The 22,396-nt window shown below is 67.0% G+C and carries 24 protein-coding genes, 1 other RNA gene and 1 riboswitch; of the genes, 14 read left to right on the top strand and 11 right to left on the bottom strand.

Annotated elements, in window-relative coordinates:
* Positions 1 to 36: 36 nt before the first annotated feature.
* A complete protein-coding gene (locus E9536_RS25610; protein ID WP_014896306.1) occupies positions 37 to 978 on the bottom strand; it encodes a CysB family HTH-type transcriptional regulator in 942 nt (313 codons plus the stop codon).
* A 214-nt stretch (positions 979 to 1,192) separates the two neighbouring features.
* Between E9536_RS25610 and E9536_RS25605 the strand changes: the two genes are divergently transcribed.
* From E9536_RS25605 to cobA, 6 genes are all read left to right on the top strand, one after another.
* Complete coding sequence (locus E9536_RS25605; RefSeq protein WP_027786705.1) at positions 1,193 to 2,872, top strand: nitrite/sulfite reductase; 1,680 nt, start codon at positions 1,193 to 1,195, stop codon at positions 2,870 to 2,872.
* A gap of 25 nt (positions 2,873 to 2,897) precedes the next feature.
* Entirely contained in the window at positions 2,898 to 3,449 is a 552-nt protein-coding gene (locus E9536_RS25600; RefSeq protein WP_027786706.1) for a DUF934 domain-containing protein, read from the top strand.
* Positions 3,446 to 4,195 (top strand): phosphoadenylyl-sulfate reductase, encoded by a 750-nt coding sequence (locus tag E9536_RS25595; protein ID WP_027786707.1) that lies wholly within the window; start codon positions 3,446 to 3,448, stop codon positions 4,193 to 4,195. Before E9536_RS25600 ends, E9536_RS25595 begins: the two co-directional genes overlap by 4 nt.
* Positions 4,196 to 4,271: 76 nt before the next feature.
* Positions 4,272 to 5,234 carry a sulfate adenylyltransferase subunit CysD gene (gene cysD / locus E9536_RS25590; RefSeq protein ID WP_027786708.1) on the top strand — a complete coding sequence of 321 codons (963 nt, stop codon included), beginning with the start codon at positions 4,272 to 4,274 and terminating at the stop codon, positions 5,232 to 5,234.
* Between the two features lie 22 nt (positions 5,235 to 5,256).
* A complete protein-coding gene (locus E9536_RS25585; RefSeq protein ID WP_021160781.1) occupies positions 5,257 to 6,573 on the top strand; it encodes a sulfate adenylyltransferase subunit 1 in 1,317 nt (438 codons plus the stop codon).
* Between the two features lie 86 nt (positions 6,574 to 6,659).
* On the top strand, positions 6,660 to 7,409 hold the full coding sequence (gene cobA / locus E9536_RS25580; RefSeq protein ID WP_027786710.1) for a uroporphyrinogen-III C-methyltransferase: 750 nt from the start codon (positions 6,660 to 6,662) through the stop codon (positions 7,407 to 7,409).
* A gap of 105 nt (positions 7,410 to 7,514) precedes the next feature.
* On the opposite strand, the gene E9536_RS25575 is transcribed toward cobA, so the two are convergent.
* The 3 genes from E9536_RS25575 to lptF are packed head-to-tail and all read right to left on the bottom strand — an operon-like array spanning position 7,515 to position 10,169.
* Entirely contained in the window at positions 7,515 to 7,898 is a 384-nt protein-coding gene (locus tag E9536_RS25575) for a CbiX/SirB N-terminal domain-containing protein (RefSeq protein ID WP_027786711.1), read from the bottom strand.
* 27 nt (positions 7,899 to 7,925) lie between these two features.
* Complete coding sequence (gene lptG / locus E9536_RS25570) at positions 7,926 to 9,074, bottom strand: LPS export ABC transporter permease LptG (protein ID WP_027786712.1); 1,149 nt, start codon at positions 9,072 to 9,074, stop codon at positions 7,926 to 7,928.
* Between the two features lie 3 nt (positions 9,075 to 9,077).
* Positions 9,078 to 10,169 (bottom strand): LPS export ABC transporter permease LptF, encoded by a 1,092-nt coding sequence (lptF, locus tag E9536_RS25565; RefSeq protein ID WP_021160785.1) that lies wholly within the window; start codon positions 10,167 to 10,169, stop codon positions 9,078 to 9,080.
* Positions 10,170 to 10,291: 122 nt separating this feature from the next.
* On the opposite strand from lptF, the gene E9536_RS25560 reads away from it, so the two are divergent.
* From E9536_RS25560 to E9536_RS25550, 3 genes are read left to right on the top strand one after another with little or no spacing between them, the layout of a single operon-like run.
* Positions 10,292 to 11,803, top strand: coding sequence for a leucyl aminopeptidase (locus tag E9536_RS25560; RefSeq protein WP_021160786.1), 1,512 nt, complete (start codon positions 10,292 to 10,294; stop codon positions 11,801 to 11,803).
* A gap of 34 nt (positions 11,804 to 11,837) precedes the next feature.
* Complete coding sequence (locus E9536_RS25555) at positions 11,838 to 12,254, top strand: DNA polymerase III subunit chi (protein ID WP_021160787.1); 417 nt, start codon at positions 11,838 to 11,840, stop codon at positions 12,252 to 12,254.
* A 25-nt stretch (positions 12,255 to 12,279) separates the two neighbouring features.
* A complete protein-coding gene (locus E9536_RS25550) occupies positions 12,280 to 13,062 on the top strand; it encodes a DUF2486 family protein (RefSeq protein ID WP_136471098.1) in 783 nt (260 codons plus the stop codon).
* A gap of 141 nt (positions 13,063 to 13,203) precedes the next feature.
* Here the strand turns inward: E9536_RS25550 and E9536_RS25545 are convergent, their stop codons facing one another.
* Together E9536_RS25545 and ilvD are read right to left on the bottom strand one after the other, a co-directional pair.
* Entirely contained in the window at positions 13,204 to 13,530 is a 327-nt protein-coding gene (locus E9536_RS25545) for a c-type cytochrome (RefSeq protein WP_136471096.1), read from the bottom strand.
* Between the two features lie 127 nt (positions 13,531 to 13,657).
* Positions 13,658 to 15,331, bottom strand: coding sequence for a dihydroxy-acid dehydratase (ilvD, locus tag E9536_RS25540; protein WP_136471094.1), 1,674 nt, complete (start codon positions 15,329 to 15,331; stop codon positions 13,658 to 13,660).
* Positions 15,332 to 15,466: 135 nt separating this feature from the next.
* Here ilvD and E9536_RS25535 point away from each other — a divergent pair, with 135 nt between their 5' ends.
* Entirely contained in the window at positions 15,467 to 16,381 is a 915-nt protein-coding gene (locus E9536_RS25535) for a LysR substrate-binding domain-containing protein (protein ID WP_136471092.1), read from the top strand.
* An 89-nt stretch (positions 16,382 to 16,470) separates the two neighbouring features.
* Positions 16,471 to 17,361, top strand: a complete 891-nt coding sequence (gene lgt / locus E9536_RS25530; RefSeq protein ID WP_027786718.1) for a prolipoprotein diacylglyceryl transferase — start codon at positions 16,471 to 16,473, stop codon at positions 17,359 to 17,361.
* 110 nt (positions 17,362 to 17,471) lie between these two features.
* Here lgt and E9536_RS25525 read toward each other — a convergent pair whose 3' ends face one another.
* The 5 genes from E9536_RS25525 to E9536_RS25505 all read right to left on the bottom strand — a co-directional run bounded on the left by E9536_RS25525 (position 17,472) and on the right by E9536_RS25505 (position 19,850).
* Positions 17,472 to 18,212, bottom strand: a complete 741-nt coding sequence (locus E9536_RS25525; protein ID WP_048022579.1) for an SIMPL domain-containing protein — start codon at positions 18,210 to 18,212, stop codon at positions 17,472 to 17,474.
* Between the two features lie 180 nt (positions 18,213 to 18,392).
* Positions 18,393 to 18,854, bottom strand: coding sequence for an EVE domain-containing protein (locus E9536_RS25520; protein ID WP_136471090.1), 462 nt, complete (start codon positions 18,852 to 18,854; stop codon positions 18,393 to 18,395).
* Between the two features lie 71 nt (positions 18,855 to 18,925).
* A non-coding RNA gene (gene ssrS, locus E9536_RS25515) (6S RNA) lies at positions 18,926 to 19,107 on the bottom strand.
* Positions 19,108 to 19,188: 81 nt separating this feature from the next.
* Entirely contained in the window at positions 19,189 to 19,503 is a 315-nt protein-coding gene (locus E9536_RS25510) for a cell division protein ZapA (RefSeq protein ID WP_011352906.1), read from the bottom strand.
* The gene (locus E9536_RS25505) at positions 19,500 to 19,850 is read right to left on the bottom strand and encodes an ATPase (RefSeq protein WP_136471088.1); all 351 of its coding nucleotides are present in this window, start codon (positions 19,848 to 19,850) and stop codon (positions 19,500 to 19,502) included. The genes E9536_RS25510 and E9536_RS25505 overlap by 4 nt, the downstream gene beginning before the upstream one ends.
* A gap of 154 nt (positions 19,851 to 20,004) precedes the next feature.
* Positions 20,005 to 20,259: riboswitch (cobalamin riboswitch) on the top strand.
* 64 nt (positions 20,260 to 20,323) lie between these two features.
* Between E9536_RS25505 and E9536_RS25500 the strand changes: the two genes are divergently transcribed.
* Genes E9536_RS25500 through E9536_RS25490 form a run of 3 tightly spaced genes read left to right on the top strand, consistent with a single transcriptional unit; the run spans position 20,324 to position 22,352 of the window.
* Entirely contained in the window at positions 20,324 to 20,545 is a 222-nt protein-coding gene (locus E9536_RS25500) for a hypothetical protein (protein ID WP_136471086.1), read from the top strand.
* Complete coding sequence (locus E9536_RS25495) at positions 20,542 to 21,540, top strand: iron ABC transporter permease (protein WP_060372177.1); 999 nt, start codon at positions 20,542 to 20,544, stop codon at positions 21,538 to 21,540. The genes E9536_RS25500 and E9536_RS25495 overlap by 4 nt, the downstream gene beginning before the upstream one ends.
* Complete coding sequence (locus tag E9536_RS25490) at positions 21,537 to 22,352, top strand: ABC transporter ATP-binding protein (RefSeq protein ID WP_060372178.1); 816 nt, start codon at positions 21,537 to 21,539, stop codon at positions 22,350 to 22,352. The genes E9536_RS25495 and E9536_RS25490 overlap by 4 nt, the downstream gene beginning before the upstream one ends.
* Positions 22,353 to 22,396: the final 44 nt, after the last annotated feature.

Raw genomic sequence — 22,396 nt, 5'->3', positions numbered from 1 at the left:
GGTTCAGATTCGCGCCCCTGTGTTTATACAGGCCGGTCAAAGCTCGTACGATTCGGATTCGCCCTTGAGCGCCTGTTCGATCAGCTTGCGGTTCAGCGTCGGCGACAGCAGTTCGACGAGCGTATACACATAGCTGCGCAGGTAGGCGCCCTGCTTGAGCGCGACACGCGTCACGTTGCTGCCGAACAGGTGGCCGACCGGGATCAGCCGCAGGTTGCGGTCGCGCTCGGGATTGAACGCGATGTCGGCCATGATCCCGACGCCCAGGCCGAGTTCGACGTAGGTCTTGATCACGTCGGCGTCGATCGCCTCGAGCACGATGTCCGGCGACAGCCCGCGCAGTGCGAACGCATGGTTGATCTTCTTGCGGCCCGCGAACGCGTCGTCGTACGTGATCAGCGGGTACTGGGCGAGATCGTCGAGCGTGACCGGCTTGCGTTCGAGCAACGGGTGGTCGGCCGGCACGACGGCCGCGTGATGCCACTGGAAGCAGGGCAGCGACACGAGCTCCTTGTAGTCGGAGATCGCCTCGGTCGCGATCGCGAGATCGGCCTGGTCGTGGATCACCATCTCGGCTACCTGCGTCGGGCTGCCTTGCAGGATCGACAGGTGCACCTTCGGAAAGCGCTTCTTGAATTCGGCGATCGCGGCCGGCAGCGAGTAGCGGGCCTGCGTGTGGGTCGCGGCGATGGTCAGGTTGCCCTGATCCTGTGCTGCGTAATCTTTCCCGACCCTTTTAAGGCTTTCAACCTCCTGAAGAATCCGCTCGACCGACGCGAGGATGATCCTGCCCGGCTCGGTGAGCGAGCGCACGCGCTTGCCGTGCCGCGTGAAGATCTCCACGCCGAGCTCGTCCTCGAGCTCGATGATCGCCTTCGATACCCCCGGTTGCGACGTGTAGAGCGCCTTGGCGGCCTCGGTGAGGTTGAAATTCTGCCGGACGGCCTCGCGCACGAAGCGAAATTGGTGCAGGTTCATTTATAACCCTTCCGCATATCAACAGAATTTTTTAGTCGTTTGAAATATAAGGCGAGTTTATTACGATTCACCGGAGTTTTTCAAATATGGATATCTGTTTTCGTCATTAGCAATCCAGCCGCCAGCGGTTGGGGGCGGTGACGGCGGAACGGAGATTCGGGCGCGACGTGGCTAGGACGTCGCGCGGTCACCACGAAAACCCTGGGGTCCCCGAATGTATCAGTACGACCAATACGACCAGACGATCGTCGACGAGCGTGTCGCGCAGTACCGCGATCAGGTGCGCCGCCGGCTGTCGGGCGAGTTGAGCGAAGAAGAATTCCGTCCGCTGCGCCTGCAGAACGGCCTGTACATGCAGCGCCACGCGTACATGCACCGCATCGCGATTCCGTACGGCAACCTGCGCAGCGACCAGCTCCGGATGCTGGCGCGCATCGCCCGCGAACACGACCGCGGCTACGGCCACTTCTCGACCCGCTCGAACATCCAGTTCAACTGGATCCAGCTCGAGGAAACGCCCGAGATCCTCGCGAAGCTCGCGTCGGTGCAGATGCACGGCATCCAGACGTCGGGCAACTGCATCCGCAACATCACGGCCGACCAGTTCGCCGGCGTCGCCCAGGACGAAGAGATCGATCCGCGCCCGTGGTCGGAAATCCTGCGCCAGTGGTCGACGTTCCATCCCGAATTCGCGTGGCTGCCGCGCAAGTTCAAGATCGCGGTGTCGGGCTCGAAGGACGACCGCGCGGCCGTGCAGATTCACGACCTCGGCGTGTACCTGAAGAAGAACGCGCAGGGCGAAGTGGTCGCGAGCATCCTCGCGGGCGGCGGCCTCGGCCGTACGCCGATCATCGGCGCGGTGATCAAGGAAGACCTGCCGTGGCAGCACCTGCTGACCTACTGCGAAGCCGTGCTGCGCGTGTACAACCGCTACGGCCGCCGCGACAACCTGTACAAGGCGCGCATCAAGATCCTCGTGAAGGCGCTGTCGCCCGCGAAGTTCGCGCAGCAGGTCGAGGAAGAGTGGCAGCACCTGAAGGACGGCCCGTCGACGCTCACGCAGGCGGAAGTCGATCGCGTGTCGCAGTACTTCCAGCCGCCCGTCTACGAGAAGCTGGCCGACACCGACGCATCGTTCGAACAGCACCTGCTCGAGAACAAGGCGTTCGCGCGCTGGGTCGAGCGTAACGTCGCACCGCACAAGGTGGCCGGTTATGCAGCCGTCACGCTGTCGCTGAAGGATCACCGCATCGCGCCGGGCGATGCGACCGACCAGCAGATGGACCTGGTGGCCGACTGGGCCGACGCCTATTCGTTCGGCGAGCTGCGCGTGTCGCACGAGCAGAACCTGATTCTCGCGAACGTGAAGAAGCGCGACCTGTTCGAGGTCTGGGAAAAGGCGAAGGCGGCCGGTTTCGCGACGCCGAACATCGGCCTGCTGACCGACATCATCGCGTGCCCGGGCGGCGACTTCTGCTCGCTCGCGAACGCGAAGTCGATCCCGATCGCGCTGGCGATCCAGCAGCGTTTCGACGATCTGGACTACGTGTACGACCTCGGCGACCTGTCGCTGAACATTTCCGGTTGCATGAACTCATGCGGTCACCACCACGTCGGCAACATCGGCATCCTCGGCGTCGACAAGGACGGCGCCGAGTGGTACCAGGTGTCGCTCGGCGGCGAGCAGGGCACGGGCCGCAACGGCGCGCGCCTCGGCCGCGTGATCGGGCCGTCGTTCTCGGCGGAGGAAGTGCCCGACGTGATCGCGAAGCTGATCGACACGTTCGTCGAATCGCGCGTCGACGGCGAGCGCTTCGTCGACACGTACGACCGCATCGGCATCGCGCCGTTCAAGGAGCGCGTGTATGCGGCGCGCCAGGCAGTGAACGCGTAACCAACCGGGTAGAAGGAATTAGCAGATGGCTTCGATTATCAAGAACCGCGCAGTGATCGACGATGCATGGCAGGTCGTGCGCGCGGCGGAAGACGGTGCACTGCCCGCGGTCGACGCGTTGCCGGCCGGCAAGGTGCTGGTGCCGTTCGCGTTGTGGCAGGCCGAGCGCGCGGCGCTCGTCGCCGCGAAGACGAAGGACGAGCTCGGCGTGTGGCTCGCACCGGACAGCGAGCCGGCCGATCTCGTGGCCGACTTCGGCGCGATTTCGCTGGTCGCCGTCGACTTCCCGCGCTTCGCGGACGGCCGCGGCTACAGCATCGCGCGCCTGCTGCGCGAGCGCCACGGCTGGACGGGCGAACTGCGCGCGATCGGCGACGTGCTGCGCGACCAGTTGCTGTACATGTCGCGTTGCGGCTTCGACGCATTCGCGGTGCGCGCCGACAAGGACATCCACGACGCGCTGAACGCGTTCACGGAATTCACGCAGCGTTATCAGGGCGCGTTCGACCAGCCCGAACCGCTGTTCCGCCGCCGTGCCGCGGCGGCCGGCGTGGCGCAAGCGAAGGTGGGCGCATGAGCACCGCCGCCGCCACCGCGCTGAGCCCGGAACTCGCCGCGAAGGTCGAGCGCCTCGACGCGCTGCTCGCGCAGATCGGGGCGCGTCACGAGAAGGTGAAGTTCGCGAGCAGTCTCGCGGCGGAAGACATGCTGCTGACGCACGCGATCCTGTCGAAGGGCGTCCGGATCGGCATCTTCTCGCTGAACACGGGCCGCCTGCACGCGGAAACGCTCGGCATGATCGACCGCGTGCGCGAGCGCTACGGCTACGAGATCGAGCAGTTTCACCCGCAGCAGGACGCGGTCGACCAGTACGTCGCCGAGCACGGCCTGAACGCGTTCTACGAAAGCGTCGAGCTGCGCAAGTCGTGCTGCCACATCCGCAAGGTCGAGCCGCTGAATCGCGCGCTGGCCGACGTCGGGGCATGGGTCACGGGCCAGCGCCGCGAGCAGTCGGTCACGCGTGCCGAGCTGCACGAGGAAGAGCAGGACGAAGCGCGCGGGATCGCGAAGTACAACCCGCTCGCCGACTGGACGGAAAGCGACGTGTGGGCGTACCTTAACGCGTTTGACGTGCCGGTGAACCCGCTGCATGCGCGCGGCTATCCGAGCATCGGCTGCGAGCCCTGTACGCGGGCGATCCGCCCCGGCGAGGACAGCCGCGCGGGCCGCTGGTGGTGGGAGTCGCGCGACACGAAGGAATGCGGCCTGCACATCACGATCACGCCGATTCCCGCGGACGCCGTTGCCGGCGCCACGCACTGAAAGCCTGACAAGAAACTGAATATTGCGCCGCCCGCGACAGCGGGCGGCACGAACCCAGAAGAGAAGGACTGAAATCATGAGCACGACGCTCGAGCAATCCGCCTTTGCCCCGCCCGCCGGTGCCGACAAGCGCATGGGCCACCTCGACTGGCTCGAAGCCGAGTCGATCCACATCCTGCGCGAATTGGTCGCCGAATGCAGCAAGCCGGCGCTGTTGTTCTCGGGCGGCAAGGATTCGGTCGTCGTGCTGCATCTGGCACTGAAGGCGTTCGGCCTCGGCGCGAACCGCAAGACGACGCTGCCGTTCCCGCTCGTGCACATCGACACGGGCCACAACTACGAAGAAGTGATCGACTTCCGCGATCGCCGCGCGAAAGAACTCGGCGCCGAGCTGGTCGTCGGTCACGTCGAGGATTCGATCAAGCGCGGCACGGTCGTGCTGCGCCGCGAAACCGATTCGCGCAACGCCGCACAGGCCGTCACGCTGCTCGAGACGATCGAACAGCACGGCTATACGGCGCTGATCGGCGGTGCGCGCCGCGACGAAGAGAAGGCACGTGCGAAGGAGCGGATCTTCTCGTTCCGCGACGAATTCGGCCAGTGGGATCCGAAGGCGCAGCGCCCGGAACTGTGGAGCCTGTACAACGCCCGCCTGCACAACGGCGAGCACCTGCGCGTGTTCCCGATCTCGAACTGGACGGAACTCGACGTGTGGCAGTACATCGCGCGCGAGAACCTCGAACTGCCGTCGATCTACTACGCGCACCAGCGCGAGATCGTGCGCCGCAACGGCCTGCTCGTGCCGGTCACGCCGCTCACGCCGATGCGTGACGGCGAGACGAGCGAGCTCGCGCAGGTGCGCTTCCGTACCGTGGGCGACATCAGCTGCACGTGCCCGGTCGAGAGCGACGCGGACGACGTCGAGAAGATCATCGCCGAGACGGCGGTGACCGAGATCACCGAGCGCGGCGCGACCCGGATGGACGACCAGGCCTCCGAAGCCGCGATGGAACAGCGCAAGAAGCAAGGTTATTTCTGAAGCACACGAGGACATTCACATCATGAGCATCATCGAGAACACCGAAGACCTCGGCGTGTTGCGCTTCATCACCGCAGGCAGCGTCGACGACGGCAAGAGCACGCTGATCGGCCGCCTGCTGTACGACAGCAAGGCCGTGCTGTCCGACCAGCTGTCCGCGCTGTCGCGCGCGAAGAACAAGCGCACGGTCGGCGACGAGCTCGACCTCGCGCTCCTGACCGACGGTCTCGAAGCCGAGCGCGAGCAGGGCATCACGATCGACGTCGCGTACCGCTACTTCGCGACCGCGAAGCGCAAGTTCATCATCGCCGATACGCCGGGCCACGAGCAGTACACGCGCAACATGGTGACGGGCGCATCGACCGCGCATGCGGCGATCATCCTGATCGACGCGACGCGCGTGACGGTCGAGAACGGTGTCGCCGACCTGCTGCCGCAGACCAAGCGTCACAGCGCGATCGTCAAGCTGCTCGCGCTGCAGCACGTGATCGTCGCGATCAACAAGATGGACCTCGTCGACTACAGCGAAGCGCGCTTCAACGAGATCCGCGACGCGTACGTCACGCTGGCGAAGCAGCTCGGCCTCACCGACGTGCGCTTCGTGCCGGTGTCGGCGCTGAAGGGCGACAACATCGTCGGTGCGAGCGAACGCATGCCGTGGTACGCGGGCGAACCGCTGCTCGACGTGCTCGAATCGCTGCCGGTCGAGACGCAGGCGCATGACGCGCTGCGCTTCCCGGTGCAGTGGGTTGCGCGCCAGGACGGCAGCTCGGCCGACGATTTCCGCGGCTACATGGGCCGTATCGAGTCGGGCGAAGTGAAGGTCGGCGACGAGATCGCCGTGTTGCCGTCGAACCGCACGGCAACGGTCGCCGAGATCGTCGCGCCGGTGCCGGGCGGCACCGCGTCGGTTGCGCACGCGTTCGCGGGCCAGACCGTGACGATCCGCCTCGCGGAAGACGTCGACGTGTCGCGCGGCGACATGTTCGTCACCTCCGGCGAGCCGGTTGCACCGGCGAAGAAGCTCGAAGCCGATCTGTGCTGGTTCGACGAGACGCCGCTGTCGCCGCAGCGCAAGTACCTGCTGAAGCAGACCACCAGCACGGTGTTCGCGAAGATCGGCGGCGTCAAGCAGGTGCTCGACGTGCACACGCTGTCGCATGCGACCGACCGTCACGACCTGAAGATGAACGACATCGGCCGTGTCGCGCTGACGCTGCAGAAGCCGATCGTCTGCGACACGTACGACGCGCATCCGGGTACCGGTGCGTTCGTGCTGATCGACGAGGCGACGCATCACACGGTCGCCGCGGGCATGATCCGGGCGTTCTCGGCGTAATCGTCAATCTGCGCGGCAAACCGCGCTGCCACACGGCGGCGCGGGCCGTATGCAAACGTCCGCATGGACGAAGCGAAGCGACAAACATGGGCAAGGTGTATCTGATCGGAGCAGGGCCGGGCGCGGCGGACCTCATCACGGTGCGCGGCGCGCGGCTGCTCGCGCAGGCGGATGTCGTGCTGCACGACGCGCTCGTCGAGCCCGCGATGCTCGACTACGCGCCGAACGCGCACCGGATCGCGGTCGGCAAGCGCTGCGGGCAGCGCTCGACCGCGCAGCACTTCATCAACAAGCAGATCGTCGATGCGGCGCGCGAGCACGCGTGCGTCGTGCGGCTCAAGGGCGGTGACCCGATGCTGTTCGGTCGTGCCGAAGAGGAGATGCGCGCGCTGGAAGCGGCCGGCATCGACTACGAGGTCGTGCCGGGCATCACCGCGGCACTGGCCGGCGCGGCGACGCTGAAGCGTTCGCTGACGCTGCGCGGCGTGTCGCGCAGCGTCGCGTTCGCGACGCACAGCCGCGCGCCGGGCAGCGACGAGATCCGCGAAGCCGCGCGCGCCGATTCGATCGTGTACTACATGGGCCGCGACAGCGCGCCCGGCATCGCGCAGGAACTGATCGACGCAGGCCGTGCGCCGGCGACGCCCGTGGCGATCGTCGAGGCGTGCAGCACCGCGCGCGAGCGCACGCTGACGCTGACGCTCGCGCAGATGGCGGCGGGCGACGCGCAGGCGTGGCTCGATCCCGCGGAACCGAGCCTGCTGATGATCGGCGATGCGTTCGCCGAGCGCGCCGGACAGGCGAAAGAGGGCGATTCGCTGCGAAATGCGGCCTGAGCGGGGCGGCCTGAGCGGGATCCCGCCGCAGTCCGAAACAAAAAAGCGCCGGCTTCATCAAGCCGGCGCTTTTTCTTTGTGCACGCTAACCGCTAACCGCGCGGCTTACGCGTTGCCGTCGATCTGGTCGATACAGTAGCGCGCGATCGCGTCGAGCACGCCGTCGTCTTCGCCGACGGCCGTCGCGCAACGGATCTCGATGCCCGGATGCGCGGCGCGGCACGCATCGACGAGTTGCGGCAGATCGCGGCGGACATGGCCGCCCTGGCCGAAGAACACGGGCACCACGGTGATGTGCGAGCAGCCGGCCGCGACCTGCGCGGCGACCGCGTCACCGAGCGTCGGCGTCATCAGTTCGAGGAACGCGAGCGATACGTGGGCCGCGGGGGAGGCGGCGCCGCGCAGCCGCGTGGCGAGCCGCTCGAACGGCTCGGCCCAGCGCGGGTCGCGGGCGCCGTGGCCGAACAGGACGATGCCGTGCGAACTCATGTCGAAGCCTCCGTCGTGACGCGGCGCTCAGTGCCGGTCGACCCACTTGAGCGCAAACAGGCCGAGCGCGAGATAGATCAGGCCCGGCGTCGCGGCAGTGAGCGGCGCGGGCCACGTGTTCAGCGTGCCGATGTGCGAGAACAGCGTGTTGAGGAGCTGGAAGCTCATGCCGAGCATGATGCCGCCGAACACCTTCACGCCGACCACGCCAGCCCGCGTGTGCAGGTAGGCGAACGGCAGCGACAGCACGAGCATCACGAACACGGCGAACGGATACAGCAGCTTGCGCCACAGTGCGATGTCGTAGCGCTGCGTGTCCTGCTGGTTCTCGCGCAAGTGCTGGATGTAGCGGAACAGGTTGATGAGCGACATGCGCTCCGGCGACACGAGCAGCACCGACAGGATCTGCGGCGTCAGGTCCGAACGCAGCCGGTATTCGGGCAGCGATACCTGCTGCGACCGGTACACCGGGTTGAGCGCGTCGGCCGGCTGGCCGCTGATCGGCTTGATCGGCGTCAGCTCGGTTTCGGAGACGCCCTTCAGCAGCCAGTGGCCGGGCGGCTCGTAGCGCCCCGTCTGCGCGATCCGTACATTCTGCAGCTGGAATTTCGAGTCGAATTCGTAGATGCGCACGTTGCTGATCGTCGAGTCGGGCGACAGGCTGCCGACGTTGACGAAACGCGTGACCTGCTCGCCGTTTTCGCGGGCCGCGAGCGTGTCCTTCACCCACACGCCCGACTGGAAGTTCGACGATACCGATGCGCCGAGCGCCTGCAGCCGCACGCGCTCGGACAGCTGATCGGCGTACGGGCCGACGAATTCGCCGATCAGGTAGGTGACGATCACGAGCGGAATGCCGATCTTCAGCAGCGAGCGCAGCGCCTGGTTGGTCGCGAGACCCGACACGCGGAAGATCGTGAATTCCGAGTTCGCGGCCATCTGCGCGAACACGTAGATCGCGCTGATCAGCGCGGCGACCGGGATGATCTCGTAGAAGCGCGACGGGGTCTGCAGCGCGACGCGCAGCACCGCGTAGCCGAACTTGTAGTTGCCGTGCCCGACCGAGTTCAGTTCGCTGATCAGGTCGAAGAAGAAGAACAGGCCCGAGAACGCGAACAGGATGAAGACGAACGTGACGTAGATCTGTCGCGCGAAGTACTTTTCATAGAGCCGCATCGATCATGCTCCCGAGCGGCCGAACAGCGCGCGTGTAAACAGCGGACGATTGCGCACGCGCAACCAGAAGATGAACGCGACGATCGCGGCGACGACGAGGTGCAGGCCGACCAGGCCGACGCCGAACGACATCTTGCCCTGCTCGATCTGCGCCTGCACGACGTTCAGCAGGTTCGAGTACGTGAGGTAGATCAGCACGGCCATCACGAGGTTGATCGTGCGGCTGCGGCGCGGGTTCTGGTACGACAGCGGAATGCCGAGCACCAGCAGGTTGATCGCGATCAGCGGCAGCCCCGCGCGCCACGCGAATTCCGCGAGGTTGTCGCGCGTCGGGTTGCGCAGCAGGTCCGGCGTCGGCGTGCTGTTCGTGGTCGGCACGTTGGTGACCGGCGTGCTCGTGATCTTCACGCCGTAGCGCTCGAACTCCATGATCTTGAAGTTCGGCTGGCCGGGCGTGCCGTCGTAGCGGCGGCCGTCTTCCAGGACGACGAAGCGGCTGCCGTCGCGCGTTTCCGTGTGACCCGTCTGCGATACGACCACGTTGACCTTGCCGTTCTCGGTCGACGTGACGAACACGTTCTGCACCTTGCTCTGGTCGGGCGTCATCTTCTCGATGAAGAACACGCGGTGGTTCGTGGCCGACTCGCGGAACTGGCCCGGCGCGAGCAGCGAGATCTCGTCGCGTTGCTGGAAGCGTGCCTTGATCATCTTGCTTTGCTGGTTCGACCACGGCCAGCCGACGAACGCGAAGAAGGCGATCAGCAGGATGATCGGCGTGGCGAACACGCCGATCGGCTTGATGAGGCGCGTGAGGCTTACGCCCGACGCGAGCCACACGACCATTTCGGAGTCCCGGTACCACCGGGTCAGCACGAACAGGATCGACACGAACAGCGTGACGACGAGCATCACGGCGAGGTAGCCGATCACGGTGAGGCCGATCAGCACGAGGACATCCCGCGGATCGATTTCACCGGACGCGGCGTAACCGACGATGCGGATCATCATCGTCGTGAGCATGATCGTGAGCAGCACCATGAACACGGCGCCAGCCGTATACGCAAGCTCGCGCTGGAGGGAGCGTTCGAAGATCATTCTTGATGAGAAGAGGGCGGGAGGCTGCGCACGCGTAGCGGAGCGCTCGCGCCGCCACGGGAAAAATAGCGGATAATTGCGGCTTTCATCCTTAGCCCAGATTTTATCCGAGGACAAGCGCGATGGACTTTAGCATAAAAGGCTGTGATTGGAGCAAAGGCGAGGCGAAGGGGTTCCTGACCGGGAAGTCCGATTGCATCGTGCTCGGCATCTTCGAGGCGCAGACCCTCTCGGGCGCGGCGCTCGACATCGACACGGCCACCAAGGGACTGATTTCGCGCGTGGTGAAGGCCGGCGACATGGACGGCAAGCGCGGCAAGACGCTGTTCCTGCACGAAGTGTCGGGCATCGGCGCGTCGCGCGTGCTGCTCGTCGGCCTCGGCAAGCAGGATGCTTTCAACCAGAAAGCCTATAACGACGCAGCGACGGCCGCGTGGCGCGCGCTGCTGGCGACCAAGGTCGTCCAGGTCACATTCACGCTCGCGCAACTGCCGGTCGACGAGCGCAGCTCCGACTGGGGCGTGCGCGCGGCGATTCTCGCGCTGCGCAACGAGACCTACCGCTTCACGCAGATGAAGAGCAAGCCGGAACCGGCGTCGCACACGCTCAAGCGCGTCGTGTTCAGCGTCGATCCATCCGACGAAAAGGCCGCGAAGGTCGCGGTCAAGCAGGCCGTCGCGCTTGCGAACGGGATGGATCTCACCCGCGACCTCGGCAACCTGCCGGGTAACGTCTGCACGCCGACCTACCTCGGCAACACCGCGAAGAAGATCGCGAAGGATTGGGGCCTGAAGGCGGAAGTGCTCGGGCTCAAGCAGATCCAGGCGCTGAAGATGGGCTCGTTCCTGTCGGTCGCGCGCGCGTCGGTCGAGCCGCCGCAGTTCATCGTGCTGCACTACCAGGGCGCCGCCGCGAAGGCCGCGCCGGTCGTGCTGGTCGGCAAGGGCATCACGTTCGACACGGGCGGCATCTCGCTGAAGCCGGGCGAGGGCATGGACGAGATGAAGTACGACATGTGCGGCGCCGGTTCGGTGCTCGGTACGATGCGTGCGGTCGCCGAGATGGGCCTGAAGATCAACGTCGTCGCGATCGTGCCGACCTGCGAGAACATGCCGGGCGGCAACGCGACGAAGCCGGGCGACATCGTCACCAGCATGAAGGGCCTGACGATCGAGGTGCTGAACACCGACGCCGAAGGGCGCCTGATCCTGTGCGACGCGCTCACGTATGCCGAGCGCTTCAAGCCGGCCGCCGTGATCGACGTCGCAACGCTGACGGGCGCGTGCGTGATCGCGCTGGGCGGCCACAACAGCGGCCTGTTCTCGACGAACGACGCGCTCGCGGGCGAACTGCTCGACGCGTCGCGCGAGGCGAACGACCCGGCATGGCGCATGCCGCTCGACGACGAGTACCAGGATCAGCTGAAGTCGAACTTCGCGGATCTCGCGAACATCGGCGGGCGCCCGGCCGGCGCCGTGACCGCCGCGTGCTTCCTGTCGCGCTTCACCGACAGCTATCCGTGGGCCCACCTCGACATCGCGGGCACCGCGTGGAAGGGCGGTGCGGCGAAGGGGGCGACGGGCCGTCCGGTGCCGTTGCTCGCGCAGTTCCTGATCGACCGCGCCGGCCAGTGATGGCGGTGTTGACGACGCTGCGGGTACGCGGGCAATGACGCGGATCGATTTCCACTCGAACGTCGGCGATTCGCTCGCGTACGCGTGCCGGCTGCTGCGCAAGGCCTACCAGGCCGGGCAGCCGGTCGTCGTGCTCGCCGAGCCCGCGCGCCTGCGCGCGCTCGACGAGCGGCTCTGGACGTTCTCGCCGCTCGATTTCATCCCGCATTGCGGTGTCGACAGCGAGCACGCAGCCGGCACGCCGATCGTGCTGGCCGCGGATCTCGACCGCGCACCGCATCATCACGTGCTGCTGAACCTCGGCGCGGCCGTGCCCGCGCAGTTCGCCCGCTTCGAGCGCCTGCTCGAAGTGGTCGGCAACGCGCCGGACGAGCTGGCCGCGGGCCGCGACCGCTACCGGTTCTACCGCGACCGCGGATACGCGCTGAACAACTACAAGCAGGGCAGCTAGCCGCAACCGTCGACGGAGTGTTCCCGTGACAGAAGCCGATTCATCCTCGATCCCGACGCTGACCGACGTGCTGGTGCCGGGCAAGCCGGTGCCGGCGCGCGCGCCCGCGCCCGACGCTCCGCAGCCGCTTGCCGGCGCGGCGATTCCGGTGCTGACCGACGTGGTCGCGCCACGCACCACGGGTGCGGCGCCGGCCGATTCCATGCCCGACGCACTCGACCCCGATTCCGTCGTGGTCGAACCCGTGCCGACGCCGCACGTGCCGGCGGTCGAACTGCCCGGAGACGAGGCGGTGGTGACTGCGACTGTCGTCGCCGCCGCGCTTGGCGAGACCGATGCGCCGGCGGAGCCCGGCGCTGCGGAGCACGTGGTTGCCGAAGACTCGGCGGCGATGAGTGCGCCGCTGCGCTCGTCGCTGGCCGACGACGATGTGCTGCCGCATGCGTTCGCCGCGGGGGCGCGTGAGGCGGTCGGGCACGCGCGTGAAGCACACATGCCGGAGGCCGCCGCAGTGGCCGCAGCGGCCGCCGCGCCGCAGCAGGATGCGCAGGCCGTGGCCGGGCTGACGCCGGAAGATGCCCAGCACATCGCCGAGCGCCTGCGCAATCGCCTGACGAACTATCTGACCGGGGAAGGGCGCGACGCCATCGAGGCCCGTTGTCGCGACGCGCTGCATGAGCATTCGGCCTGGCTGGTCGGCCAGATCACGCGCGAAGTGGCGCTGGCGCTGGAAACCGAGGTGATGGACTGGGTTCGCGACGCGGTCGACGAAGAAATCGCACGCCGCCACGCCGGTCATGCCGGTTGAGTGCGCGACCGTTCAGGTGAAAAACAGGGTGCGATTCCAGTAAGGGCCGGCCAAGCGGCCGGCGAGGTGCGGGTCAGCCTCGGCGGGCCCGCCTGCCGGTGGAACCCCGCGCGACGGCGGTTTCCGCCCGTTGCGCCCGGATCAGCGCACCGACAGCGCCCATTGCGCGAGCGTGTGGGCTTCGGCGCTCGTCAGTTGCGTATTGGCGGGCATCGGCACACTGCCCCATACGCCGACGCTGCCTTTCACGATCGATTGGGAGAGGTAATCGACGGCGTCGCCGCGCGCCGCATACTTGCCGGCGATGTCGCGGAACGACGGACCCATCAGCGGTTTGCCGATCGCGTGGCAGGCCATGCAGTTCTTGCGCTGGGCAAGCGCGAGCCCGTCGGCCTGGTCGGCGCGCGCCGCCGCCCCGCTGCCGATCAGCAGCGTGGCGAGCAGGACGCGCAATATCGAGTGTTTCATGCGGTTCTCCGCCGGCGGGGACGGCCGGCTTCATGACCCGCGCATTATAAAAGCAAAGGGAAAGCGCGTTTTGCGCGTTCCCCCGGCGGCCATGTTTAACGGGGTCGCATGCGGCGATGCACCCGTGTCAACCCGTGACGGCACCCTGGTTCGCGGGCCGGGCGAGGGCCGCGAATTTCGCGAGCACGCCTCGCGTGTAGCGCGGTGCCGGCTGCTGCCACGCGGCGCGGCGGCGCGCGAGTTCCGTGTCGTCCACGTTCAACTGCAGCAGCAGCCGGTGCGCGTCGATCGTGATCGAGTCGCCTTCCTGCACGAGCGCGATCGTGCCGCCGACGAACGCCTCCGGTGCGACATGGCCGACCACCATGCCCCAGGTGCCGCCCGAGAAGCGGCCGTCGGTGATGAAGCCGACCGATTCGCCGAGCCCCTTGCCGATGATCGCGGACGTCGGCGCGAGCATTTCGGGCATGCCGGGGCCACCCTTCGGGCCGAGATAACGCAGCACGAGGATGTCGCCTGCCTGGATCCGGTCGCCGAGAATCGTATCCATCGCGCTCTGCTCGTCGTCGAACACGCGCGCCGGGCCCGTGATCACGGGGTTCTTCAGGCCGGTGATCTTCGCGACCGCGCCGTCTTCCGCGAGATTGCCTTTCAGGATCGCAAGGTGGCCTTCCTTGTACAGCGCGCGGTCGATCGGGAAGATCACGTCCTGGTCCGCGCGCGGCACGGCGGGCACGTCCTTCAGTTCGTCGGCGATCGTGCGGCCGGTGATCGTCATGCAGTCGCCGTGCAGCAGCCCCGCGTCGAGCAGGATCTTCAGCACCTGCGGAATCCCGCCGGCCCGGTGCAGGTCGGTCGCGACGTACTTCCCCGACGGCTTGAGGTCGCAGATCACGGGCACGCGCTTGCGGATGCGCTCGAAGTCGTCGATCGTCCAGTCGACCTCGGCCGCGTGCGCGATCGCGAGATAGTGCAGCACGGCATTGGTCGAACCGCCCGTCGCCATGATCACCGACACCGCGTTCTCGATCGATTCCTTCGTGATGATGTCGCGCGGCTTCAGGTCGCGCTTCACGGCCTCGACCAGCACGCGCGCCGACTCGGCGGCCGAATCGACTTTCTCCTGGTCGGGGTTGGCCATCGTCGACGAGTACAGCAGCGACATCCCGAGCGCCTCGAACGACGAACTCATCGTGTTCGCGGTGTACATCCCGCCGCACGAACCCGACGTCGGGCATGCGTTCTGCTCGACCCCTTCGAAATCCTCCTGCGACATCCGGCCCGCGGTGAATTCGCCGACGGCCTCGAACGACGAGACGATCGTCAGGTCCCGGCCTTTCCAGTTGCCGGGGCGGATCGTGCCGCCGTACACGTAGATGCCCGGCACGTTCAGGCGCGCGAGCGCGATCATCCCGCCCGGCATGTTCTTGTCGCAGCCGCCGACGACGACCACGCCGTCCATCCATTGCCCCTGCACGCAGGTCTCGATGCAGTCGGCGATCACCTCGCGCGACACGAGCGAGTACTTCATGCCTTCGGTGCCCATCGACATGCCGTCCGAAATCGTCGGCGTGCCGAAGATCTGCGGGTTCGCATCGGAAGCCTTCACGGCCGCGACGGCTGCGTCCGACAGGCGCTGCAGGCCCGAATTGCACGGCGTGATCGTCGAATGGCCGTTCGCGATGCCGATCATCGGCTTGTCGAAATCGTCCTTCTGGTAACCGAGCGCGTAATACATCGAGCGATTCGGCGATCGGGCCACGCCTTGCGTGATGTGCCTCGAGCGGCGGTTGTAAGCCATGGGGGACTCCATCGTTGTCTGGGCGGCGCCGGTGAACGGCGCGCCGGTTCGGATCAGTCAAGCATGGAGTTTCCGGATTGGGATGTCCAATATATTATTTGTCGCCTATTAAGTCGTTTCCTGAATGAAAGACGCATGGCTGATCCGACTCCCGACCTGCGCCAGTGGCGCTATTTCGCGACCGTTGCGGACGAGCGCCATTTCGGCCGCGCGGCCGAACGCCTGTCGATGACGCAGCCGCCGCTGTCGCAGGCGATCCGCGCGCTCGAGGACACGCTCGGCGTCGCGCTGTTCGTGCGCAGCAAGCGTTCGGTGGCGCTGACGGCGGTCGGGGCCGCGCTGTTGCCCGATGTGCGCCGGCTGCTTGCGGCGGCCGATGCGTTGCCGCCGCTGGCGCGACGGCTCGCGCGCGGCGAGGCCGGCTCGTTGTCGCTCGCGTTCGTGTCGACCGCCGATTACGGGCTGCTGCCTTCGCTGCTGCGAGCGTTCGGCGCGCGTTATCCGCAGGTGCGCCTGCAACTCGCGGAGGCGACGAGCGACGTGCAGATCGACGAACTCGTCGCCGGCCGCATCGACGCGGGGCTCGTCATTCCGCCCGTGCCGCCGCGCCACGCGGCCGGGCTGTCGTACCTGCCCGTCCTGCGCGAGCCGCTGGTGATCGCGATGCCGGCGGCCGCGAGCGACGCGCCTGAAGACGAGCCCGTCCATCTCGCGGAAGTCGCCGCGTTGCCGCTCGTGATCTTTCCGCGTCGTTTGGCGCCCGGCTTTTATGACATCATTACGGGCTGCTACGGCGCGGCGGGGGAAACCCCGTGCATCGGCCAGGAGGCGATCCAGATGCAGACGATCGTCAGCCTCGTGTCGGCCGGCATGGGCGTCGCACTGGTGCCGCAATCGCTGCGTAACTTGCGGCGCACCGGCGTGGTCTACCGGCCGCTCGCCGGTCACGCGCCGGTCGTCGAGACGGGCCTCGTGTGGCGTACCGGCGACGTGAGCCCCGTGCTGGCCGGCTTCCTCGACGTCGTGCGCGCGCAGGGGCTCGCCCCGTGACGTGAACGATGGCGCGCCGGTGCCGTCCAACGCGCGGTGCTGCGCGTGTGCGACGGCCGCACCGCATTCGAAAACTTCTTCGCTAACCCATGATCATTCACCCGAATTTCGACCCCGTTGCGATCCATCTCGGGCCGCTGGCCGTGCGCTGGTACGGGCTCATGTATCTCGTCGGCTTCATCGCGGCGATCGTCGTCGGCCGGATCCGCCTGAAGCTGCCGCACGTCGCGGCGCAGGGCTGGACCGTGAAGGACATCGACGACATGATGTTCTACGGCGTGCTCGGCACCGTGCTCGGCGGCCGCCTCGGCTACGTGCTGTTCTACAAGGCCGATTTCTACTTCTCGCATCCGCTCGACGTGTTCAAGGTGTGGGAGGGCGGCATGTCGTTTCACGGCGGCTTCCTCGGCGTGACGCTCGCGATGGCGCTGTTCGCGTGGCAGCGCAAGCGCCATTGGCTGCAGGTCACCGATTTCGTCGCGCCGATGGTGCCGACGGGGCTCGCGGCCGGGCGGCTCGGCAACTTCATCAACGGTGAACTGTGGGGCCGCGTGACCGATCCGTCCGCACCGTGGGCGATGCTGTTCCCGGGCGCGATGCGCGACGATGCGGCATGGTTGCCGAAGCACCCGGAACTCGTCGAGAAGTGGCATCTCGCCGACGTGTTCATGCAATACCAGATGCTGCCGCGTCATCCTTCGCAGCTCTATGAAATTGCGCTCGAAGGCATCGTGCTGTTCTTCGCGCTGTTCTTCTTCGCGCGCAAGTCGCGGCCGATGGGCGCCGTGTCCGCGCTGTTCTTGATCGGCTACGGGCTCGCGCGCTTCACGGTGGAGTTCGCGCGCGAACCCGACGACTTCCTCGGCCTGCTCGCGCTCGGCCTGTCGATGGGGCAGTGGCTGTCGCTGCCGATGATCATCGCGGGCATCGCGTTGATGGTCTGGGCGTATCGCCGCCGCGCGGCGAATGCCGTTGCGTGATGTGATGACGATGCACGCGCGATCGACGCGTGCATCGGCCCACGCATTGAAATGAAAAACGCCGGCTCGAAGGCCGGCGTTTTTCATTTCGGACTGCCGCGCGCTGCGCGTTACTTCATCTGCACGGAACCGTTGACGGTGACCGACACGGTGGCCTTGCCGCCTTCGACCGCGATCGGCGCACTCATCTTTGCGCTGTCCATCGGTGCCGCGGCCATCGCCATCATGCGCGGATACGGCTGCACGTTGCGGCCGCCGCCGACGTTCACGTCGCGGATCGTGTAGCTGCTGTAGCCGAATGCCTTCGCGGCTTCGTCCGCGCGGGCGCGGAACGACTTGATCGCCTCGGTCGTCAGCTTCTGCTCGGCTGCGCGCTGCGCTTCGGGCGACAGCGAGAACTCGACGTTCGCGACCTGCATCAGGTTCGACAACTGGCCGGCCAACTTCGACGCCGCGGCGAAATCGCGCGATTCGAGCGCGACCTCGGTGCGGCCGCGCCATGCGGAAATCTTGCCGTCGCGATCGGTGCTCGGATAGACGGAGAATGCGCCCGTGTGTGCCGTGACGCCCGATACGCTTTTCGCTTGCGACAGGGCGGCGTCGGCGCGCTGGTTCAACTGCGCGGTGAGGCTGCCCGGATCCTTGGCCTGCTGCTCGTAGAACAGCGTGATGTGGATGATGTCCTGCGGCACGTCGGCGCTGGCTTGCGATGACAGCGACAGCACGCCTGCCGGCTCCGGAAAGTGCGGGTTCGCGGCCTGCGCGTGCGCGGCGGGTGACGCGAGCGTCAGCGCGACGGGAACGGCGGCGGCAAGGGCGAGCGACAGCGCGAGTGCGGATTTCTTGGTCATTGTTGGACTCCTTGTGCGAGGGCGCGCACGCGGATCACGCGTGCGCGACGCGGGCGTACCGCGCGACAAAAAAACGACGGCCGGCTTGATCGGCCGGCAGCGGTTGCTTAGGCCGCGCGAAAGTGCCGCGAGTTCCGTGGCGGCGGCGCGTACTGACCAGATTTGACGTTTGGCGTGCGCCTACTTCATCAGCTTTTCGGTGATGAACCGCCATTCGGCGCGCGTGACGGGCGTGATCGACAGCCGGTTGCCGCGTGCGAGCACGCGCATGTCGGCGAGTTCGTCGTGTTCGCGCAGCGCGGCGAGCGGCACGAGCGGCGATTTTTTCACGTAGCGCACGTCGACGAGCAGCCAGCGCGGCGCTTCCAGGGTCGACTTCGGATCGTAATAGGGGCTTTTCGGATCGAACTGCGTGGGGTCGGGGTAGGGCGTCGACGACACTTCGGCGAGGCCCGCGATGCCCGGCTCGGGGCAGCTCGAGTGATAGAACAGCACGCCGTCGCCGATCTTCATCGTGTCGCGCATGAAATTGCGCGCCTGATAATTGCGCACGCCGGTCCACGGCAGCGAGCGCTGCGGTGCGTTGGCGAGATCGTCGATGCTTGCTTCGTCCGGTTCGGACTTCATCAGCCAGTATTGCATGGATCGTGATCGACGCAGAAAGAGGCTGCTACAAAAGAAAACGGCACCGGGCTTCGCCCGATGCCGTTGGATAGGCCCCCGCCTTGGCCGCTAGGCCGGCATCCTGAACCTGAGGTTCAGAATTGGTCGCAGTTAGCAGCACTTCGGGTACATCAGACAGAGTGACGCGCGCGCCCGTGCTACAAATTTCCGCAACCGTGCACATGGCATTGGTTCAAGGAATATATGACCTTGGCGAACCAGGCAGGGAAGCTGACTGAACTGTGATTCGATGCGCCAATTTGACCACCGTTGATCGCCGAGATCAAGGGGAATCGACGCATCGATTAAAACGTTACTGCGTCTCGTGCTGTGCGAGCACCGCGCCGAGCTGTTCGTTCATCTGGTGCATTGTACGACGGATTTCCTCCGCCGGAAATGCTTCACCGTGCCGCACGCTCGTTTGCAGCCGCAGCAATTCGGAAGCGAGCGACAGCGCCGCCATCACGGCGATGCGATCGGTGCCGCGTACCGAGCTGTTCGAGCGGATTTTCGACATTTCGGCGTCGACGCGCGCGACCGCTTCGAGCAGTGCCGCTTCGGTCTCGGCCGAGCAGGCGAGCCGATAGGCCTGACCGAGAATCGAGACTTCGATCTGCTTGGTGCTCATGCATGTTCTCCGTGGCTGGCCGCGTCATCGCCATCCGTACGCGCCTGCGCATCCAGCAGGTCGAGCTGGTTGTCGGCTTGCTCCGCATTTTTCGAGCGCGGCAGCTTTTCGAGAATCGCGTTCAGTTTCACCTGGGCGTCGTCGATCTTTGCCGACAGCGTGTCGCGCTCGGCCGCGAGCGCATTGCGTTCGTCGCGCAGTTGCGCGAGTTCCGCGCGGACCGTGTCCGCGTCCGCGCGCAATTGCGCGACCTGCTCCTCGAGCGCGAGCCGTTCCGAGTGATAGCGCTTGTTCAGCGAAATCAGACGGCCAATATTTTGAGATAGGGTTTCGAGTTCGTTGAGCATTTGCTGCGTCCTCTAAAGACCCAGCATTTTAGCGCGGAATAACGCGCAAACCGACATCTGTAACGTTTCCAGTCGTAACACCCCTGCTTCTTGCCGCGAATCAGCGCGTCATGTGCGTGTCCGGATGCTTCCTTGACGCTCGTGCGACCCGCTCCTAAACTGGCGCCGCCTCGGTGCTCGCGCGTGCAACGCGCGGTTAAACGGGAAGCAGGGCGCGGGCTCCGCCAGGAAGCCGCCAACCTGCGCTGCCCCCGCAACGGTAAGCGGCCGCGTTGCATGACGCAGGCCGGCTCGGGCGCGTTCCGCATGCACGTTTCGCATGCGGACGCGGGCCACTGCGCGTCTTCGCGCGGGAAGGCGAGCCGGACCGCCGCCAGCCCGGATACCGGCCGAGGCGGGGAGCCTGCACGGGCTTCGTGACGCGCGGCCTGCGGGGAAGCGGGGCGCGCAGTGCTTCACGGGATTGATCTTCGATGCTGACCCCAATCGTCGGCGGCGCCGATTTCTGCCATCTTGTTGACGTTCTCGAACCGGGCGACCACCGGAAGGTCGCCGCGCGCGTCGACCACCTGACCGCAAGGATCACGAGCTTGGGTATGCCTGCAACACGCTGCACTGCGCCGATGTCGCGCCCGGCCCGCAGCGGTAGCGCGCCGATGCGCGCAGCATCGGCCGTCGCGCGGAGGGCCGCATGAGCGCCGCGCGCGCCACCGCGATCTGGGCCGCATTGGCCGCGGCGGTCGCGTTGCTGTTCGTCGCGTCGCTGTCGATCGGCAGCGTGCCGATGTCGCCGTGGCAGGCGCTCGCGTCGCTCGTGCCGCACGGCGGCGACGCGCTGTTCGCCGACATCGTCCGCACGCTGCGCCTGCCGCGCGCGCTCGCGGGCTTCGCGTGCGGTGCGCTGCTCGCGCTGGCCGGCTCGTTGTTGCAGGTGTTGCTGCGCAACCCGCTCGCCGATCCGTACGTGCTCGGCGTGTCCGGCGGCGCGGCCGGCTTCGCGCTCGTCGCGATGATCGCGGGCGGCGCATGGTGGCTCGTCGATGTGTCGGCGTTCGCCGGCTCGCTCGTGTCGGTCGCGCTCGTGCTCGGACTCGCGCGTCGCGAGCTGGGGCGCGGCGAGTCGCGCGATGCGTCGCCGCGGCTGCTGCTCACGGGCGTCGTGATCGCGGCGGGGTGGGGCGCGCTCGTCACGCTGCTGCTGTCGCTCGCGCCCGATGCGCGGCTGCGCGGCATCATCTTCTGGCTGACGGGCGACCTGAACGGCGTGAGCACACCGTGGTTCGCGGGGGGCGCGCTGCTGCTGGCCGCGTGCATCGCACTGCCGGCCGCGCCGCAACTGAACGTGCTGCTGCGCGGCGATGCGACGGCGCTCGCGCTCGGCGTGCCCGTCGCGCGCCTGCGTGTGCGGATCTATCTCGTCGCGTCGCTGGCCGCCGCGGCCGCAGTGACGACCGCCGGCACGATCGGCTTCGTCGGCCTCGTCGTGCCGCACGCGCTGCGGCTCGCATTCGGCAACGACCAGCGGATGTTGCTGCCGGCCGCGATGCTCGCGGGCGGCGGTGGCGTGATGGCCGCCGACCTGCTCGCACGCACCGCGATCGCGCCCGCGCAACTGCCGGTCGGCGTGATGACCGCGTTGATCGGCGTGCCGGTGTTCCTGTGGATGTTGCTCAGGAGGCCGACGCGATGACCCGTGCCGCATTGCGCGCCAGCGGCGACGAGATGAGCTGCGCGGCCGTCGGCCTGACGCTGAAGGCTGGCGCGCGCACGCTGCTCGACGGCTTCACGCAGGCATTCCGTCCAGGCGAGATCTGGTGCGTCGCCGGGCCGAACGGCGCGGGCAAGACGACGCTGCTGGCGACCCTCGCGGGGCTGCAGCCGCCGGCCGGCGGACACGTCGAGATCGACGGCCGGCCGCTTTCCGCATGGCCGCCCGCGCAGCTCGCGCAGCGCCGCGCGCTGATGCCGCAGCAACTGCACGACGCATTCAGCGCGACCGTGTTCGATACGGTCTTGCTCAACCGCTTTCCGTATCTCGGCGGCTGGGGCTGGGAGCGCGACGGCGACCGCGCGGCCGCGCGCGACGCGCTGGCGACCTTCGACCTGACCGCGCTTGCGTCGCGCGACGTGCTGTCGCTGTCGGGCGGCGAGCGGCAGCGCGTCGCGCTGGCCGCGACGCTGTGCCAGGACGCGCCGTTGATGCTGCTCGACGAACCGCTCGCGCATCTCGACCTCCATCACCAGATCGATTGCCTGACCGCGCTGGCCGCCTGGCTCGACGCGGGCCCGCGCGCGGTGCTGTTCTCGTGCCATGATCTGAACCTCGCGCGGCGTTTCGCGACGCATGCGCTGTTGCTCGACGGCCGTGGCCACGCGTGGGCCGGCCCCGTGCACGACGTGCTGACGCCCGAGCGCGCGAGCGACGCGTTCGGTTATCCGCTCGTGCTGATCCGCGAGAACGGCCGCGATGCGCTGCTGCCGGCGTGGCCCGAGCGACAATGACGTTTCCTTTTCCGATGCGCGGTGCACGCCGCGCCCACGACACG

The organism is Burkholderia sp. LS-044 (assembly GCF_004803625.1).
GTDB classification, from domain to species: Bacteria; Pseudomonadota; Gammaproteobacteria; order Burkholderiales; family Burkholderiaceae; genus Burkholderia; species Burkholderia cepacia.
Note: the sequence above shows the minus strand (reverse complement) of the source record. Positions and strands in the feature narration are given on the sequence as shown.

Coding starts and splice junctions, on each gene's coding strand:
- ilvD (WP_136471094.1), bottom strand. CDS start 15,331: ATGGCTTACAACCGCCGCTCGAGGCACATCACGCAAGGCGTGGCCCGA.
- E9536_RS25575 (WP_027786711.1), bottom strand. CDS start 7,898: ATGAGTTCGCACGGCATCGTCCTGTTCGGCCACGGCGCCCGCGACCCG.
- E9536_RS25595 (WP_027786707.1), top strand. CDS start 3,446: ATGAGCACCGCCGCCGCCACCGCGCTGAGCCCGGAACTCGCCGCGAAG.
- E9536_RS25505 (WP_136471088.1), bottom strand. CDS start 19,850: ATGCTCAACGAACTCGAAACCCTATCTCAAAATATTGGCCGTCTGATT.
- E9536_RS25545 (WP_136471096.1), bottom strand. CDS start 13,530: ATGAAACACTCGATATTGCGCGTCCTGCTCGCCACGCTGCTGATCGGC.
- E9536_RS25610 (WP_014896306.1), bottom strand. CDS start 978: ATGAACCTGCACCAATTTCGCTTCGTGCGCGAGGCCGTCCGGCAGAAT.
- lptG (WP_027786712.1), bottom strand. CDS start 9,074: ATGCGGCTCTATGAAAAGTACTTCGCGCGACAGATCTACGTCACGTTC.
- E9536_RS25555 (WP_021160787.1), top strand. CDS start 11,838: ATGACGCGGATCGATTTCCACTCGAACGTCGGCGATTCGCTCGCGTAC.
- E9536_RS25560 (WP_021160786.1), top strand. CDS start 10,292: ATGGACTTTAGCATAAAAGGCTGTGATTGGAGCAAAGGCGAGGCGAAG.
- E9536_RS25500 (WP_136471086.1), top strand. CDS start 20,324: ATGCTGACCCCAATCGTCGGCGGCGCCGATTTCTGCCATCTTGTTGAC.
- E9536_RS25495 (WP_060372177.1), top strand. CDS start 20,542: ATGAGCGCCGCGCGCGCCACCGCGATCTGGGCCGCATTGGCCGCGGCG.
- E9536_RS25520 (WP_136471090.1), bottom strand. CDS start 18,854: ATGCAATACTGGCTGATGAAGTCCGAACCGGACGAAGCAAGCATCGAC.
- lptF (WP_021160785.1), bottom strand. CDS start 10,169: ATGATCTTCGAACGCTCCCTCCAGCGCGAGCTTGCGTATACGGCTGGC.
- E9536_RS25600 (WP_027786706.1), top strand. CDS start 2,898: ATGGCTTCGATTATCAAGAACCGCGCAGTGATCGACGATGCATGGCAG.
- E9536_RS25525 (WP_048022579.1), bottom strand. CDS start 18,212: ATGACCAAGAAATCCGCACTCGCGCTGTCGCTCGCCCTTGCCGCCGCC.
- E9536_RS25585 (WP_021160781.1), top strand. CDS start 5,257: ATGAGCATCATCGAGAACACCGAAGACCTCGGCGTGTTGCGCTTCATC.
- cysD (WP_027786708.1), top strand. CDS start 4,272: ATGAGCACGACGCTCGAGCAATCCGCCTTTGCCCCGCCCGCCGGTGCC.
- E9536_RS25510 (WP_011352906.1), bottom strand. CDS start 19,503: ATGAGCACCAAGCAGATCGAAGTCTCGATTCTCGGTCAGGCCTATCGG.
- lgt (WP_027786718.1), top strand. CDS start 16,471: ATGATCATTCACCCGAATTTCGACCCCGTTGCGATCCATCTCGGGCCG.
- cobA (WP_027786710.1), top strand. CDS start 6,660: ATGGGCAAGGTGTATCTGATCGGAGCAGGGCCGGGCGCGGCGGACCTC.
- E9536_RS25490 (WP_060372178.1), top strand. CDS start 21,537: ATGACCCGTGCCGCATTGCGCGCCAGCGGCGACGAGATGAGCTGCGCG.
- E9536_RS25605 (WP_027786705.1), top strand. CDS start 1,193: ATGTATCAGTACGACCAATACGACCAGACGATCGTCGACGAGCGTGTC.
- E9536_RS25535 (WP_136471092.1), top strand. CDS start 15,467: ATGGCTGATCCGACTCCCGACCTGCGCCAGTGGCGCTATTTCGCGACC.